General features: G+C 41.8%; 13 protein-coding genes. 11 read left to right on the top strand and 2 right to left on the bottom strand.

Annotated features, from left to right (window positions below; genetic code table 11):
• Positions 1-10: 10 nt before the first annotated feature.
• The 5 genes from porU to RIC88_RS15020 all read left to right on the top strand — a co-directional run bounded on the left by porU (position 11) and on the right by RIC88_RS15020 (position 9,297).
• Complete coding sequence (porU, locus tag RIC88_RS15040) at positions 11-3,346, top strand: type IX secretion system sortase PorU (protein WP_350218381.1); 3,336 nt, start codon at positions 11-13, stop codon at positions 3,344-3,346.
• A 98-nt stretch (positions 3,347-3,444) separates the two neighbouring features.
• Entirely contained in the window at positions 3,445-4,653 is a 1,209-nt protein-coding gene (gene porV / locus RIC88_RS15035) for a type IX secretion system outer membrane channel protein PorV (protein WP_350218380.1), read from the top strand.
• A gap of 89 nt (positions 4,654-4,742) precedes the next feature.
• A complete protein-coding gene (locus RIC88_RS15030; protein ID WP_350218379.1) occupies positions 4,743-5,939 on the top strand; it encodes a pyridoxal phosphate-dependent aminotransferase in 1,197 nt (398 codons plus the stop codon).
• Positions 5,940-5,941: 2 nt separating this feature from the next.
• Positions 5,942-6,940 carry a bifunctional heptose 7-phosphate kinase/heptose 1-phosphate adenyltransferase gene (locus RIC88_RS15025; RefSeq protein WP_350218378.1) on the top strand — a complete coding sequence of 333 codons (999 nt, stop codon included), beginning with the start codon at positions 5,942-5,944 and terminating at the stop codon, positions 6,938-6,940.
• A 17-nt stretch (positions 6,941-6,957) separates the two neighbouring features.
• Positions 6,958-9,297 carry a response regulator gene (locus RIC88_RS15020; protein ID WP_350218377.1) on the top strand — a complete coding sequence of 780 codons (2,340 nt, stop codon included), beginning with the start codon at positions 6,958-6,960 and terminating at the stop codon, positions 9,295-9,297.
• On the opposite strand, the gene hemE is transcribed toward RIC88_RS15020, so the two are convergent.
• A complete protein-coding gene (gene hemE, locus RIC88_RS15015; RefSeq protein ID WP_350218482.1) occupies positions 9,291-10,313 on the bottom strand; it encodes a uroporphyrinogen decarboxylase in 1,023 nt (340 codons plus the stop codon). The genes RIC88_RS15020 and hemE overlap by 7 nt on opposite strands.
• Before the next feature lie 79 nt (positions 10,314-10,392).
• Between hemE and sdaAA the strand changes: the two genes are divergently transcribed.
• Positions 10,393-11,301, top strand: a complete 909-nt coding sequence (sdaAA, locus tag RIC88_RS15010; RefSeq protein WP_350218376.1) for an L-serine ammonia-lyase, iron-sulfur-dependent, subunit alpha — start codon at positions 10,393-10,395, stop codon at positions 11,299-11,301.
• On the opposite strand, the gene RIC88_RS15005 is transcribed toward sdaAA, so the two are convergent.
• Positions 11,302-11,751: a hypothetical protein gene (locus RIC88_RS15005; RefSeq protein WP_350218375.1), complete on the bottom strand. Its 450-nt coding sequence runs from the start codon at positions 11,749-11,751 to the stop codon at positions 11,302-11,304.
• 91 nt (positions 11,752-11,842) lie between these two features.
• On the opposite strand from RIC88_RS15005, the gene RIC88_RS15000 reads away from it, so the two are divergent.
• The 5 genes from RIC88_RS15000 (at position 11,843) to RIC88_RS14980 (ending at position 16,136) form a co-directional block, all read left to right on the top strand.
• The gene (locus tag RIC88_RS15000; RefSeq protein ID WP_350218374.1) at positions 11,843-12,418 is read left to right on the top strand and encodes an adenylate kinase; all 576 of its coding nucleotides are present in this window, start codon (positions 11,843-11,845) and stop codon (positions 12,416-12,418) included.
• A gap of 5 nt (positions 12,419-12,423) precedes the next feature.
• Positions 12,424-13,410 (top strand): GTPase ObgE, encoded by a 987-nt coding sequence (gene obgE / locus RIC88_RS14995; protein ID WP_350218373.1) that lies wholly within the window; start codon positions 12,424-12,426, stop codon positions 13,408-13,410.
• A gap of 71 nt (positions 13,411-13,481) precedes the next feature.
• Positions 13,482-14,072 carry a nucleotide exchange factor GrpE gene (locus RIC88_RS14990; RefSeq protein WP_350218372.1) on the top strand — a complete coding sequence of 197 codons (591 nt, stop codon included), beginning with the start codon at positions 13,482-13,484 and terminating at the stop codon, positions 14,070-14,072.
• Position 14,073: 1 nt separating this feature from the next.
• Positions 14,074-15,195 carry a molecular chaperone DnaJ gene (dnaJ, locus tag RIC88_RS14985; RefSeq protein WP_350218371.1) on the top strand — a complete coding sequence of 374 codons (1,122 nt, stop codon included), beginning with the start codon at positions 14,074-14,076 and terminating at the stop codon, positions 15,193-15,195.
• Positions 15,196-15,245: 50 nt separating this feature from the next.
• The gene (locus tag RIC88_RS14980; RefSeq protein ID WP_350218370.1) at positions 15,246-16,136 is read left to right on the top strand and encodes a hypothetical protein; all 891 of its coding nucleotides are present in this window, start codon (positions 15,246-15,248) and stop codon (positions 16,134-16,136) included.
• Positions 16,137-16,465 lie beyond the last annotated feature (329 nt).

Here is a 16,465-nt window from a genome sequence, read left to right as displayed (position 1 = left end):
TATCATATCGATGAAGAGTAAAATTCTCTTTTTGGCCTCATTTTTCAGCATCCAATTATTGATGGCACAATCATCTGTGCTTTCAGAAGGAAGTTGGTATAAGGTTGGGATCACCGAAACAGGAATTTACAAAATAGATAGAAGCACGCTGGATGTATTAGGTGTGCCTGGGTCGGTAAATCCTCAGAAAATCAAAATTTATGGAAACGGAGTAAAAGGGGTGCTACCCCAACTCAACAGCAAATCAAGGCCGGAAGATTTAATTGAAAATGCTATATATATTACAGGAGAAGGAGACGGGTCTTTTGATCAAAACGATTATATCCTCTTTTACGGAGTAGGGCCTCACAAAGAAGTTTGGACCAATGAAGGATTTGAATATGAGCATAATGTTTACTCCGACACCTCATTCTACTTTATTAGGATTGATGGTGCAAATGGCAAGCGAATTACTTCAAAGACAAGCCTGGATGGCTCAGCAAGTGCTACTATTACTTCTTTTTCCGATCACATTGTATTTGAAGAAGATAAAAAAAATCTTATCTCTTCGGGAAGGCGGTGGTACGGAGAGACCATTAATAGTGGTGAAACAGAAACTTTTTCTCATCAAATCGACGGATTGAACTCAAGCATTGATCTTACTTTTAGCGTAGTAAGTCAATCCAATGAAGATGCTACCTTCAACATCAGAGCTGGTTCTGACATAATTGGATCAATAGCGATAGATGCTGTGCCGGATGGACCGGGTACGACTTACAGCATAAAGGCACGTCAAGAAACCGACACATTCGAAATACCTCAAATTTCAACGTTTGATCTATTGGTTGAATTTGATGGGAATGCATCAGGCGAAAGAGGCTACATAGATTTCTATACCATGACTTTTTCAAGAGAACTCAGACTCTTTGGTAACGAAACGGATTTTAGACATTTGGACAATGTGGGAGAACTTTTACAATATGAAGTAGCTGGAGCATCAGCTGCAACCATTTGGGATGTCACAGATCCAACTGGCATTAAGGAGCAGCAGTTTTCTGTGATCGGTGGTAAGGCCGTTTTTAAGGGTCAAAGCAGTCAAATAGAGGAGTTTGTGGTATTTGAAGGCTCAGATTTTCATACTCCTTTCATATTTGGAACAGTACCAAATCAGGATTTAAGAGGTTCAACCAATTTTGATGGTATCATAGTAACAAATCCTCTTTTCAAGACAGAAGCAAAACTACTAGCTCAGTTTCATAAAGATCATGACGATTTGAATATTCAAGTGGCCACCACACACGAAGTGTTTAATGAATTTTCTTCCGGGAGGCAAGATGTGACGGCAATAAGGGATTATGCAAGATATGTTTATGAAAATGGTGGCAGTTTGAAGTATCTCCTGCTTTTTGGTGATTGCTCTTATGACTATAAAGACAGGCTGGCGAACAATACCAATTATGTTCCAACATATGAATCCCGGGAAAGCCTTCATCCTATTTTTAGCTATTCCTCAGACGATTACTTTGGTTTCTTTGAGGATGATGAAGGGGAATGGATTGAGTCCAATTCAGGAGATCATACACTGGAAATAGGTGTTGGAAGGCTTCCGGCAAAAACACCGGAAGAAGCCAAAACGATGGTCGATAAAATCATTTATTATTCTACCAGTCCAAACACGCTTGGGAAATGGCGTGGTGAAATGACCTATGTTGGGGATGACGGTGATGGAAATATACACGCCAGACACATTGAAGATTTGTCCGAGCTTATTGATACCACTTATGCCCAATACAATATCAACAAGATTTTATTAGATTCTTTTGTGCAGGAAGCATCAGGATCCTCTGAGAAATCCCCTCAGGCTAGCGCAGCGCTAAAAACCAAAATTAAAAACGGCACCTTTCTAGTAAATTTTATCGGTCACGGCAATGAACGCTTATGGATGGAGGAAGAAATTTTGACCAAAGCTGATATTGAAGAGCTCACCAACAGAAATAAACTTCCAATTTTTGTCACTGCAACATGCGAGTTCGGACGATATGATGATCCCATCGGAGTTTCAGGTGCAGAAGAGCTCCTCCTTTTGAAGCAAGGTGGGGGAATTGCATTGCTAACTACCAGCAGGCCGGTTTTTGCAAGCACCAACTTCAGTTTAAACCAAGCCTTTCATGAAAACATTTTCAGGAAGGAGTCAGGGCAAAACTTAAGGCTTGGGGATGTTATCCGGCTGACAAAAAATGAAGGACTTGAGGGGCCGGTCAATCGAAATTTCACTTTGTTGGGTGATCCGATGATGATGCCATCCTATCCGAAACTCGATATTGTAATCAATCAAGCAGGAAATAGTCTTGACACATTAAGCGCACTTGAGGAGGTCGATTTTACCGGTGAAATCCAAAGTGGAGGAGCGTTGCAATCGGGTTTTAATGGCAGACTTGTGGTAGCCATCTATGATGTGAAGCAGGCTTTTAAAACCAAAGGACAGGAAAGCACACCTTATACTTATATGCTAAGAAGCAACGCACTTTTCAGAGGAGAAGCCATTGTTGAGGAAGGGAGGTTCTCCATATCATTTGTAGTACCTAAGAATATTTCCTATCAATATCAAAAAGGGAAAATGAGTTTCTATGCCTGGGATGAAATCAGCAACATTGATGCGGGCGGTTCTTCTCGCGATTTTGTAATCGGAGGAACAATTTCTAATCCATCAACAGATAATGAAGCCCCTGTTCTAACCGCATACATGAATGATCCTTCTTTTAAGAATGGTGAGGTGGTGGGTGATTCTCCATTGTTGATTGCGAGAGTGGAAGATGAAAGTGGCATTACAACGACAAGAAGTGGTGTAGTTCAGGGGATTACTTTGAGAATGGGTGATGATATTATAAACCTCAACGATTTTTATACAGCCGATCCGGATGAGTATAAAAGTGGCACAATTACCTACCCTTTCCAGGATTTAACACCAGGAATCTATAAAGCGACTTTAAAAGTTTGGGATACCCATAACAATGCTTCGGAGACTGAAATTTCGTTTCGGGTTACAGATGAACCTTTGCTTTTTGTGTATAACCCTATCGTATATCCAAATCCTGTCTCAGGCTCAACAACATTTTCGTTTGAGCATGATCGGGAAGATGAAGATTTACATATTTCTTTGTTGATATATAATGCTCACGGAAAAGTAATGAGTGAGCAAAATGTGATTTTTGAGAATAGTCAACGCCATATCGAACTTCCATGGAGCGCCCAGACTAATGCTGGGGAAGCTCTGAGGCAGGGGGTTTATTATTCCAGATTAATTATTCAAAGCGGACTTGATGGTACAATGAAAGAAATTACTCAAAAGCTCGTTATTGTTAATTGATCAAGTTTTAGTGTTGGAAATCGTCAGTTTTATTTAAAATTTTAATTGGTATTCACCTGATAATGTTAAGTTTGGCATCCTTTTATAAAATCATTCGAATGAATCATCTTGAGAAGAAGATATTCGCAATCCTTCTTGTTGTTGCCTCTGTCCAATCTTTCGGGCAGTCATCGTTTATTTCTGGTCAGGACAGCTTAAGGAATCCGATAACAGTAGCAGTGCCTTTTCTAAGTTTTGCACCGGATAGCCGGGCGTCAGCCATGGGTGATGTTGGCGTAGCGACCTCCCCGGATGCAAATAGTATCCATTGGAACAATGCTAAACTGGCGTTTATCGAGACAGATATGGGTTTTGCATTTTCATACTCCCCATGGCTTGGTAACATTGTTGATGATATGTCGCTGAATTATCTCTCTTTCTATAAAAAAGTTGATCAGACTCAATCTTTTGGGGCATCTTTTAGATACTTCGATTTAGGTGAGATTCAGTTGTACAATGACCAGGCATTTTTTCAGGGTATTGAGAATCCAAATGAATTAGCATTAGATGGGACCTATTCACGAAAGCTATCTGAAAACATGAGTGTTGGGGTCACTCTAAGGTTTATTTGGTCAAACCTGGCCGGAAATATTACCGGTGCTCCTGAGGCACGGGCTGGTACGTCGGTCGCGGTTGACTTAGGATGGTATTATACAAAGCCATTTATGCTGTCCGGGAGGAACTCAGAATTATCTATGGGCGCACATATTTCAAATATTGGACAGAAGATCACATATAGTGCTGAGAGCAACGAAAACTTTATCCCCGCTAATTTGCGTTTAGGATCAGCATTCAAAACCAATTTAGATCCATACAATACAATTACCCTGGCTTTTGATATTAATAAATTGATGGTGCCTTCTCCACCGATCTACGAGACGGATGAAAATGGCGATTTCGTAACCGATGGTAATGGGAATAAGGTCATTGCAAAAGGAAAGGATCCGGATCGTCCGCTTTTATCGGGAACATTTGGCTCGTTCGGGGATGCACCAAGAGGCTTTCAGGAAGAAATACAGGAGTTAACCTACTCGGTAGGTGCGGAATATTGGTATAGGGACATATTTGCTGCTAGAGCCGGATACTTCTCTGAGCATAAGAATAAAGGAGATAGAAAGTACTTTACGGTAGGAGCTGGTTTCAGGTACCAGATATTTGGATTTGACTTTTCTTACTTGATTCCAAAAGGGCAGAATCATCCATTAGCCGACACCTTGCGAATTTCCTTGCTTTTCAATCTGGATAAATCAGCAAACGAAGAGGGTTAAAATTAGCCCTTTTTTCTAAGATATTTTTAAGGAAGAGCTGACCATGTAGAGTTGGCTCTTCCTTTCTATTTTTGCCAAAAAATATTCCAATGACCGCACTTTCCAATCGCATTAAAAGCATACCTGAATCAGCCACACTGGCCATGGCGGCCAAAGCCCGAGAGATGAAGGAAAAAGGTATCGAGGTAATCAGCTTAAGTCTGGGGGAACCGGATTTCAAGACTCCTGAGCATATTCAGGAAGGAGCGATAAAGGCGATCAGGTCAGAAGACTACTTTGCATATCCTCCTGTAAACGGATATCTGGATTTGCGCAAAGCTATTTCTGAGAAATTCCAACGAGACAATGGCCTTTCATACGGCGCGGATCAGATTGTAGTGTCCAATGGAGCCAAACAATCGATTGCCAATGTGTTTATGGCCATACTTAATCCTGGAGATGAGGTTATTGTGCTAACACCTTATTGGGTTAGCTATTCAGCTATGATTCTGCTGGCTGAAGGTGAGCCGGTTTTTGTCAGCGGAACCATAGAAAATGATTTTAAAGCAACAGCTGAGCAAATCAAAGAAGCGATTACAGACAAGACAAAAGCGATCATTTTTTCCTCACCGTGTAACCCGACAGGCTCGGTTTTTAATAGGGAAGAGCTCGGAGCAATAGCAGAAGTACTTCGCGATAGAAAAGATATCATTGTGATCTCGGATGAGATCTATGAACTAATAAATTTTGGGGCAAAGCACGAAAGCATCGGGACTTTAGATGGTATGCTTGAGCGAACGGTAACTGTCAATGGATTTTCGAAAGGGTTTGCAATGACCGGATGGAGGGTTGGCTATATTGGAGCACCCCTCTGGATTGCGAAAGCTGCGAACAAGATGCAGGGGCAGTATACTTCAGGAAACTGCTCCATTGCGCAAAGAGCAGCGCTTACGGCCCTCCAAGGTTCTATGGAGCCAACTCAGCATATGGCGAAAGCTTATGAAAAGCGTAGGGCTTTAGTCTATAACTTATTAAAGGAAATTCCGGGCTTTGAAGTCAATATGCCACAAGGGGCTTTTTACTTCTTCCCAAATGTGAAATATTATTTAGGAAAATCATTTGGTGAGACAAAAATTGACACAGTGAATGATCTCTGCTTGTTCCTGCTAGAGGATGCTCAGGTTTCGCTTGTGACTGGGGAGGCATTTGGTGATCCTGAATGCTTGAGATTGTCCTATGCCGCTTCAGAAGAAGAACTGAAGAAGGCGATAGCTCAAATGACTGTGTCTCTTGCTAAATTGTCATAGTAATGAAATCCATTGAAGAAATATTTGAGGCTTTTAAAGACAAAACAGTTCTTGTGGTCGGCGATGTAATGATCGACCACTACATGAGGGGGAAAGCCAGTAAAATATCAAAGGAAGCACCTGTGCCTGTGGTCACACTGGAAAAACAGGAAAAGCGTCTCGGGGGCGCAGCTAATGTTGCCATGAACATTAGAGCGCTGGGAGCGACCCCAATTTTGTGTTCTGTCGTGGGAGACGATCCTGATGGGGAAGAATTCGAACGATTGCTCGAATATGAAAATATGCCTAATAAAGGCATAATCAGGAGTCAAAATCGGGTGACTACCACCAAACTTCGTATTACTTCCGATTTACAGCATTTGATAAGGGTAGATCGGGAAGATGTGCATCCACTTATTGACCTGGATCAGAAATCGCTATTGCATCATATCAAGAATTTGCTTGACGAATGTGATCTTGTAATTTTCGAGGACTATGACAAGGGAACCATCAACCCCGAAGTGATAGAGGAAACGATAAGGTTGGCCAAAGAGAATAACATTCCGATAGCGGTTGACCCCAAGCGCAGAAACTTTACCAAATATCAGGGTGTGTCGCTTTTCAAGGTAAATGTGGCTGACTTAAAGGATGGACTGGATATCGAATTCAACGCCCTGGAAGAAACAGAGCTTGCAAATGCTGCTAGCCAGCTAAAAGCGAATGTGGCAGCAGACAACTATTTTATAACGCTTTCAAAAAATGGTCTTTTTTATGACTCTGGTACCGAATCAGGCAAATTGGATGCACACCAAAGGAAAATTGTAGAGGTGTTGGGCGCAGGGGACACTGTAATTAGTGTCTCTGGTTTATGTCTCACCTTAGGACTTCCGTTGGAATTCACCGCAGAATTGGCAAACATTGCAGGAGGAATAGTTTGTGAAATGCCAGGAGCAGTCCCAATTGATAAGGAATTATTGTATAAGGAAGCGAAAGAAAATCCGATACTCAAAAAATATCTTTAATTTGGCTGTCGTCAGCCATGAATAAGACCCTAATTACCCTAGTCCTTTTCCTATGGATGCCATTGAGCTCCTTTTCCCAGGAAGTTATTGAAGGGGTTATTGATTTGTCCAAAGTTGACCTCAAAGACAATGCGGTTACTTTGAATGGAGAATGGGAGTTTTTCTGGGAAGAACTTGTAAAGCCCGACTCCATAAGCTTCTTCGAAAAAGATTATTATGAATTTCCGAAGCTTTGGAATGGAGGAGTGACTGCCGGTGGCACTGAATTAAGCGCTCAAGGCTATGCCACATACAGGGTGAGAATCATTTTGCCGCCTAAAACCCCTCAGCTGGCCATTTCTTTAGGTGAATCATACAATTCCTATCTACTCTACTACGACGGATTTGAAATTGGGAGTAATGGCAAAGTTGGAAAGAATCTAGCTAGCTCCAGACCAGACTGGATGCCACAGGTTATTCCAATCGCGCGATTTAGAAATACCATTGAGCTCGTGCTTCAAGTCTCAAATTTCAGGCACACCAAAGGAGGCGTTCGGGAGCCAATTATGATTGGAGACAGAAGAGTTCTTAATGCAAAAAGAGACTTTGATTTCAGCTATGATTTCCTTTTGAGTGGGAGTCTGATCATGGGAGGATTATTTTTCCTTGGCCTGTTTATGTTCGGTCAACATGAAAGGTCAGTGCTATTTTTCGCCTTGTTTTGTTTGACCTTCAGCTACCGAATGATTGGAAGTGGCGAATATGCCATACATGCATTGTATCCTAATATGTCATGGAATTTGATCATAAGAAGCGAATATCTCGCACTCTTTATACCCTGTGGGATATTTACCATTTATAGCTATTTACTGTACCCTGAAGATAGTAAACGGACTATTCTGCTCGGCTTTTCAGTCGTGGCGGCCCTATTTTCATTGCTATCACTTTTTGCTCCCACCTTGGTGTTCACCAAGTTGGTAGAACCCTTTTTCATTCTTGTAATTGTAGCCATATTTTATCTCATTTACGTTTATTGGATAGCCTACAAGCGGAACAGAACTGGAGCCCAATATGCATTTGCAAGTACCGGAATTGTGTTTATGGTTGCAGTGTATCTCATATCTGTTTACCTGACTCCAGTACAGGAAAATACCTTTTTGACATTCATTGGGTTTATTCTGTTTTTCTTTTTTCAGTCACTTATTCTGTCTTATCGTTTTGCTCATTCTTTGAAAAAGGCAAAAGACGCAGCTGAAACAGCATCAAAAGCAAAAACAGATTTCTTAAGTACAATCTCACATGAGATACGAACACCGCTAAATGCTGTAGTTGGTATTTCTCATTTTCTAATCAATGAGAATCCGCGAAAAGACCAAAAAGAAAGCCTTGAGTCTTTACAGTTTTCAGCGGAACATCTTACTGCTCTTATAAATGACATCCTGGATTATAATAAACTGGAATCCGGGGCAATTGAATTTGAATTTACTGAAGTAAACCTTAAAACACTTGCAGCCAAGATTATTAAAGCGCACACGCCACTGGCTAATGAAAAGGCAATTAGTTTGGTGCTTGAGCTTGATGAAAAAATGCATCCTTTGGTCTATGCGGATCAGACCAGAATTTATCAGGTGCTGAACAACCTTATAAATAATGCACTCAAGTTTACATCTAAGGGCTATGTGAAGCTCAAAACAACTTTACTAAGCGAGGATGAGCGAATTGAAACACTTAGGATAGAGGTATTGGATTCCGGGATTGGTATCCCTTATAATAAGCAGAAGCTGATTTTTGAAAGATTTACTCAAGCGGGATCATCTACCACCCGGGAGTATGGAGGGACTGGGTTAGGATTAGCTATTATTCGTAAAATTTTGAACATGGTTGGTTCGGAGATATATGTTAAGAGCGAGCCCGGTTCGGGTACTATTTTTTGGTTTGACTTGAGCTTCAAGAAAGTATTGCACGAGGAAGTGGACGAAGCAGTTCAGGAGGAGGAAGACACAAATATTATCACCGGTAAGAAGATTCTTTTGGTTGAAGACAATCAAATGAATATTATGGTAGCGGAGAAATTTCTGAAAAAGTGGGAGTTAAGGGTGGAGGTTGCTCATAATGGAGCAATAGCTGTGGACATGATGCAAAATAATAAGTACGATTTAGTATTAATGGATCTTCAAATGCCGGTTATGGATGGGTACAAAGCAACCCGTAAAATCAGAACATTTGACGAGAAAACACCAATTATAGCACTGACAGCATCCGCATTATTGAAAGTAAGACAAGACGTTATTGCTGCCGGAATGAACGATTATATTACCAAACCTTTCGATCCCAGTGAGCTAAGAAGAAAGATTGCAGTCTATATCAAATATCAGTGAGCAGATAGCTCTTTAACACAATCTATGAAGTACTTGACTTTACCCGGATCTGTATCAGGATAAACACCATGCCCAAGATTTGCAATATGAGGGTGATCACCAAAATCATCAAGCATATTTTGAGTCGCCTTCCTGATAGCCTCTTCACTTCCATATAAAGCACATGGATCTAGGTTCCCCTGAAGGGTTTTGGTGGTAAGTATTTTTCTGGCGTCTGCTGCGTTCATGTTCCAATCTAAACCTACAGTTCTGCAATTCATGTTAGCCATTTCCGGAAGAGCCCACCACGCACCTTTAGCAAAAACAGTTATTGGAACTTCATCGATTGAATCGCAAATTCGTGAAATGTATTTGAGTGAGAATCTGGAATAATGCTCCGGAGGTAGTACTCCTGCCCAGGAATCAAATATTTGAAGCATGTCAGCTCCGGCTTCCACTTGCTTTTTCAGATAGCCAATGGTGGATTGGGTGATCATATCCAGCAATCTTTCCGCCATTGCAGGATCGGAGTAGAGTAGTCTTCTCGCTTTTGAAAATGTCTTACTCCCACCACCTTCAATCATGTAAGAAAATATCGTCCACGGAGCTCCTGCGAATCCAATTAATGGTACTTTACCAGCAAGTTCCTTCTTGGTGATTTTGAGAGCCTCATAAACATAGCTGAGGTCATTAGAATCAGCAACTCTCAATTTGTCTAAATCGCTGGCTTTTTCTATCGTTTTCGGAAAGTGAGGCCCCTTTTTCTCCACCATTTCATAGGTAAGTCCCATGGCTTCAGGAATAACCAAAATATCCGAAAAAATGATGGCGGCATCTACGCCCAAAATATCTACCGGTTGAATAGTGACCTCTGCAGCTAACTCAGGTGTTTCTACCAACTCCTTAAACCCGGAGAGGCTATTTCTGACAGCTCTGTACTCAGGAAGAATTCGTCCCGCTTGTCTCATCAACCACACTGGAGTACGTTCCGTCTGCTCACCTCTGGCTGCTCTTAGAATAAGGTCATTTTTCAACATGGCCGCAAAAATAGGCACGATAAGGAAACTCAAGTAGAAAAGCTTCAGTTATTGGCTCAAACAAGTAGTATCTTTGAGTATGGCAGTTTTATTTAACAGTTTCGAGGCTTGGAAAAAGGAGTGTGAGGATAATAATATGCCGCTCTACCAGCCGGTTCTTGATTTTGAGATCAATCAAAAAGGCAAGAAAGAAGAAGATATCTGGTCTGGTATTGATCAGGCATATCAGGTAATGAAAGAAGCCGTTCAATCCGGACTAAGCGAGGAAATGAGTTCCTACTCAGGGATGATCAATAACGGAGCTAAGAAAGTGATGAATTTTCCAACGACAGTTTTATCGCTGGAATTTCAAAAATTAGTAGCCAGAGCACTTGCAGCAAAAGAAGTGAACTCTTGCATGGGTCGGGTCGTGGCAGCACCAACTGCGGGAGCAAGCGGAATCCTTCCTGGAACGCTTGTTACACTTCAGGAAATTCATCACATTGAGGATCGAAAGATTTATGAAGCGCTCTTGATTGGAGCGGGTGTTGCACTCATATTAGAAAAAAGAGCCTCCATCGCCGGAGCAGTTGGTGGATGTCAGGCCGAAACGGGGGCTGCAGCAGCAATGGCTTCAGCGGGGATCACATATTGTTTAGGAGGAAATATTGATCAAGTGTTTAATGCGGTAGCTATCACCATACAATGTATGCTTGGTTTGGTTTGTGATCCGGTTGCCGGTTTGGTCGAGATACCATGTGTTGTTAGAAATGCAAGTGCAGCTGCAATTGCCAACTCATCCGCTCAGATAGCCATTGCTGATGTTAGCCCGGTGATCCCTGTAGATGAATGTGTGGATGCGATGGGAGAGGTTGGTCAAAGCATGGAAGCACGTTATAAAGAAACTGCTGAGGGAGGCTTGGCGGCAACTCCAACAGGAAGAGCTATTTCAAAGCGAGTATTAATTCAGGACATAGAAGTCATGGATGACGAGCCGGACCCGGAATGATTAGGACGGAATAAAATCTTCGATAAGCCAGAAGGCATACTTAATAACCAATGTGATAATGGTGCTCCAAAGGAGGGCACTGATCCACATCCATTTCAAAATTAATTTTTTCTTTGATCCAAGTAAGTTCACAAGCAGACCACCACCCGGAGGGGTGAGAATCAGTGGTGTGAGCAGGCACATGCCTTTAAGACCAAATTTCCTCCAGATCCTTACGAACCGACGACTTTTCTTTGAGAATACCTTTTTGTTTTTACGAAACCTTCCAATAAAACCTCTTATCTCATCCCCAAAAAAAGTAAACAGGTAGATGGTTGTCATCATACCCAAAGCAGTTAGAATGATAATAGCTATTACCGGGAGGTCATTAGCCACCCCAAACGTAGGTCCGAAAACAAATTTTAACCCACTCAGGAAGTAAACAGTAAAGTATTTTAGAGCTGTGGCCATAATAGTTGGCTAACTTACAGATACTAGTTTAAATTCTGACTGCTCGAAACATTTTTGCCCTTATCTTTGTCGCTTTTTACAAATTGAAGGTATGCTTAATATTATTTTATTTGGTCCTCCGGGGGCGGGGAAGGGTACTCAGAGTGAAAGACTTATCGAGAAATACAACCTGTATCATATCTCGACCGGCGATCTTTTCAGATGGCATACAAAAAACGATACTGAACTCGGCCAGAGGGTAAAAGAAATTATCAATAATGGCGAGCTGGTTTCAGATGACATTACCATTGCAATGCTCAAGGAAGAGGTTGAAAAAAATCCTGAGGCTAGTGGCTTTTTATTCGACGGTTTTCCACGAACAGTGGATCAGGCAATAGCTTTGGATAATCTGATGGAATCTTTGGATTCCAGTATCCATGCGGTAATCGAACTGAAGGTTACGGAAGACGAAGTTCGCCAACGAATTGCGAAAAGAAAACAGCTCGAAAACCGAGTGGATGATGCCTCTGACAAGCTTGACAAAAGAATTAGTGAATATTTCAATAAGACAGTACATGTATTGCCTTTTTATAAGAGTCAAGACCGACTGGTTACGGTTAATGGCATAGGAGACATTGAAAATATCTCCAAGGAAATTGACAAAACGGTCTCCGCTCTTGCGGTATAAAGGCCATGGATTCCAACTTCATTGATTACGTAAAATTCTACGCCAAATCGGGTGATGGCGGAGCTGGTTCCGTACATTTCCGAAGAGAGAAACATGTTCCTAAAGGTGGTCCGGACGGAGGTGACGGAGGTCATGGCGGGAACATCATCCTGCGTGGAAATAGCCAGCTGTGGACCTTGCTGCATTTGAAATACAGAAAACATATCACAGCAAACAATGGAGGACGTGGAGAAGGAAATAGAAAATTCGGCAAAGACGGAGAAGACATCATTCTGGAGGTGCCGATCGGTACTATAGCCAGGGACCCGGAAACCAACCAGAAATTGCTTGAAATTTTAGAGGAAGGGGAAGAAAAAATACTTCTTCCCGGTGGAATGGGTGGTAGAGGAAATGTTCACTATAAAACTCCGACCAATCAAACACCAAGGTATGCTCAGCCAGGTATTGAAGGAAAAGAAGCCTGGATTATCCTTGAGTTAAAAATTCTGGCAGATGTTGGGCTAGTTGGCTTTCCGAATGCGGGTAAATCAACTCTGCTATCAGTGGTTTCTGAAGCTAAACCGGAAATTGCGGATTATCCTTTCACCACGTTGGTTCCAAATCTGGGGGTAGTGCCCTATCGTGACTACAAGTCGTTTGTAATGGCGGATATCCCCGGAATCATAGAGGGAGCCGCAGAAGGCAAAGGACTGGGAAATCGCTTTCTCAGGCACATCGAAAGAAACTCTATTTTGTTGTTTCTAATCCCTGCCGATGCTGCTGATATACGAAAGGAATTTGATATCCTGATGGGCGAACTTCAAAAGCACAATCCTGAATTAATGGATAAGGATAGGTTATTAGCTGTATCTAAATCTGATTTACTGGATGATGAATTGATGCAGGAAATGAAGAATGAGTTGCCGGAAATTGAGACCTTATTCATTTCCAGTGTAACAGGATTTGGCATTCAGGAGTTGAAGGATAAAATCTGGAGCACGTTAACTGACTGACATATTGGCACACCACAGGTCATTGGCAAAGAAATTGTCAATCTCAGATCGTCTTTAAGCATGTTGAAAGAATGAAGGAAACAAAAGAAAAAGTGAATAAAGAACAAGAAGAAGTGGTAGAGGAGCAGGACGCTCAGGTAAAGGATAGTGAAGTAAAGGACGAGGAAAGTAATCAGGAAGAGTCTGAAAAAGAAACTTCTGATGAATCTGTAGAACCCACTCTCGAAGAGCAATTAGGAGAAGCGAAAGATAAATACCTACGACTGTACTCTGAATTCGAAAATTTCAGAAGAAGAACCTCAAAAGAAAAACTAGGTCTAATAAGCACTGCTAATAAAGATCTAATGGCAGACCTCATTCCTGTATTGGATGATTTTGAGCGAGCAATGGCGGCATCAGACTCAAGTGAGGATATCAAAGCATTGCGAGAGGGGATGATATTAATCCAAAACAAGCTCAATAAATCGCTAGAAAATAGAGGCCTTAAGAAAATGGAGGTTAAGAAAGGTGATGAGTTTGATGATGAAATGCATGAGGCGATCACTCAAATTCCGGCAGAGAAAGACCTGGAAGGCAAGATTGTAGATGTGGTAGAGCCGGGATATACCCTCGGAGAATCCGTGGTGAGATTTGCAAAAGTGGTTGTAGGAGCGAAGCAATAACATGGCAAAGAGAGACTATTACGAAATATTAGGAGTTGATCGTTCGGCAAGTAAGGATGAACTGAAAAAGGCATACCGAAAGATTGCCATCAAGTATCACCCTGACAAAAATCCGGATGATAAGGAAGCAGAGGAGAAGTTCAAAGAAGCTGCGGAAGCCTATGAGGTTTTGAACAATGACGAGAAGCGTCAACGATATGATCGCTTTGGTCATCAAGGCGTAGGTGGAGCCAGTGGCGGCTTCAGTGGCGGAGGTATGAATATGGAGGACATATTCTCTCAATTTGGCGATATCTTCGGCGGTGGTGGCGGAAGCCCTTTCGATAGCTTTTTTGGCGGTGGTGGCCGTGGTGGTAGAAGAACCAGAAAAGGAACGAACCTTCGGATTAAGTTGAAGCTGACCCTCGAAGAGGTAGCTCATGGGGTTGAGAAAAAAATTAAGGTAAATCGTCTTGTTGTTGATCCGGACACCAAATTCCAGACATGCTCTAGCTGTAACGGTACTGGTCAGGTTCGAAAGGTGATGAATACGATGCTCGGCCAGATGATGAGTACATCTACATGTCCTTCTTGTGGAGGCAGTGGTCAAACGGTAGAAAGCCGAGCGACCGGTGTAGACAGCTCTGGTTTAAAAAGACAGGAAGAAGTTATTCCAATTAAGATTCCTGCCGGTGTTACCGACGGTATGCAATTGTCCATGTCCGGAAAAGGAAATGAAGTAGCTGGTGGTATACCGGGAGACCTTTTAATATTGGTTGAGGAGGTAGAAGATGATACGCTGAAAAGAGATGGCAACAATGTCATTTACGATCTGTATATCAACTTCATTGATGCGGCACTAGGAACTTCAATTGAAGTTCCTACAATAGACGGTAAAGTGAAAATTAAGATTGATCCGGGAACGCAAAGTGGAAAAATTCTTCGCTTGCGTGGTAAAGGGATAAAATCTGTGGAAGGATATGGCCAGGGAGATCAGCTCGTTCATGTGAATGTATGGACACCTAAAAAGCTAAGCTCTGAGGAAAAAGAAGCGCTGGAAGCGCTAAGAGATTCTCCAAACTTCCAGCCTGATCCCAGCAAGTCAGATAAAAGCTTTTTCGAGCGGATGAAAGAATTTTTCTGATTCGATCGAAGAAACGTAACATCCCGATAGCCTTTGCGTAATAACAATCCATGTTGCGGTTGGTAATGATAGCAGGCACGTCCCTGCTAATGAGTCTGAGTGCGTTTGCACAGCTTTCAAAATTCTATACAATAAAGGAGTCACCGGAGTTTGATACCGTTGACTTTTATCTTAAAGCTACAGCTGCAAATTGTTTACTTAAACAATCAGATACAGATCGCAACCCTCTAACTATTTATGGTAGTCCGGATCTTGAAAAGATCAATCCTTCGTTTGCCAGCAAAATCAAAAACAACACCTGCTATTCGAAACTAGTATTGGATGAGTATAACTCTTCCGGGTTTGGAGACAGCTTTTCTATGGCGGTTTCCCGAAGCGACAAAGACAATGATTTCTGGAAGGTCAACTTAGGTGCCAAGAAGATTTATCGTCTAAACCTGATCTACGGGTTTGGAAATGCGGATGTTAATCTTACAGGATCTTCCGTCCAAAGACTAAAAATTAAGTCAGGTAGTGCTGATATTGTGGTTGGCTATGATGATGGCAACATGAATCCCATTCAGATGGATACTTTCTTCGTGAAAGCAGATTTTGGATCCATTGTAGCCAAACGAATGGAACTCACGCGAGCTAAGAAGGTAATTACGAAAATAGGTTTCGGAAATGTACTACTGGATTTCGATCAGCAGATGAATGAGAAATGCAGTGTGGATGCATCAGTAGGTGCTGGGAATCTGGAGATTTTGCTACCTCGCGATGGTACGCCTGTCAGAATTCAAATCAGAGACTCACCACTTTGTGCCGTAAAAATTGCCGATGGATTTGAAGAAGTGGAAAAAAATGTGTTTGTGAATATGAGCTACTCAGCGAATGCTGAAAATCTGCTATCCTTTGATATAGATGTTGCGATGGGTATGGTACGATTCAGATATACCGATTAATCTTTTTTACCACAGAGATAATTGAGTTTTCAACAGAGAACCTTGAGTCTTTCCAATTTCCCCTGTGACGTTAGTGGTTTATTCTCAACTTTACTGAAGCAAGTCACTCCCGCAGGGAGTCTATGATGAGAAACTGATAATCTAAAGGAAGTCCCTTAGTAATCAAGCCCTTTATCTGAGCTTAACTCTAACCTCAGTTCGATATAAAACCAATAAAAAACCTACCCTAAGGTCACTCAGAGCCTTTTTTAGTTGGAAGTGCGAGGGAAAAAAGGCGTGGAGTCTTTCTTATTCGAAGAGATTCCACGGCTTCCAACCCACTATCAGCC

Source organism: Ekhidna sp., assembly GCF_040220215.1.
GTDB lineage: Bacteria > Bacteroidota > Bacteroidia > Cytophagales > Cyclobacteriaceae > Ekhidna.
Note: the sequence above shows the minus strand (reverse complement) of the source record. Positions and strands in the feature narration are given on the sequence as shown.

Bases quoted from the DNA above. Each gene is read 5' to 3' on its own strand.
- RIC88_RS15025 (WP_350218378.1), top strand. From the start codon at position 5,942: ATGAAATCCATTGAAGAAATATTTGAGGCTTTTAAAGACAAAACAGTT.
- RIC88_RS15020 (WP_350218377.1), top strand. From the start codon at position 6,958: ATGAATAAGACCCTAATTACCCTAGTCCTTTTCCTATGGATGCCATTG.
- dnaJ (WP_350218371.1), top strand. From the start codon at position 14,074: ATGGCAAAGAGAGACTATTACGAAATATTAGGAGTTGATCGTTCGGCA.
- RIC88_RS15000 (WP_350218374.1), top strand. From the start codon at position 11,843: ATGCTTAATATTATTTTATTTGGTCCTCCGGGGGCGGGGAAGGGTACT.
- RIC88_RS14990 (WP_350218372.1), top strand. From the start codon at position 13,482: ATGAAGGAAACAAAAGAAAAAGTGAATAAAGAACAAGAAGAAGTGGTA.
- RIC88_RS14980 (WP_350218370.1), top strand. From the start codon at position 15,246: ATGTTGCGGTTGGTAATGATAGCAGGCACGTCCCTGCTAATGAGTCTG.
- porV (WP_350218380.1), top strand. From the start codon at position 3,445: ATGAATCATCTTGAGAAGAAGATATTCGCAATCCTTCTTGTTGTTGCC.
- hemE (WP_350218482.1), bottom strand. From the start codon at position 10,313: ATGTTGAAAAATGACCTTATTCTAAGAGCAGCCAGAGGTGAGCAGACG.
- sdaAA (WP_350218376.1), top strand. From the start codon at position 10,393: ATGGCAGTTTTATTTAACAGTTTCGAGGCTTGGAAAAAGGAGTGTGAG.
- porU (WP_350218381.1), top strand. From the start codon at position 11: ATGAAGAGTAAAATTCTCTTTTTGGCCTCATTTTTCAGCATCCAATTA.
- RIC88_RS15005 (WP_350218375.1), bottom strand. From the start codon at position 11,751: ATGGCCACAGCTCTAAAATACTTTACTGTTTACTTCCTGAGTGGGTTA.
- obgE (WP_350218373.1), top strand. From the start codon at position 12,424: ATGGATTCCAACTTCATTGATTACGTAAAATTCTACGCCAAATCGGGT.
- RIC88_RS15030 (WP_350218379.1), top strand. From the start codon at position 4,743: ATGACCGCACTTTCCAATCGCATTAAAAGCATACCTGAATCAGCCACA.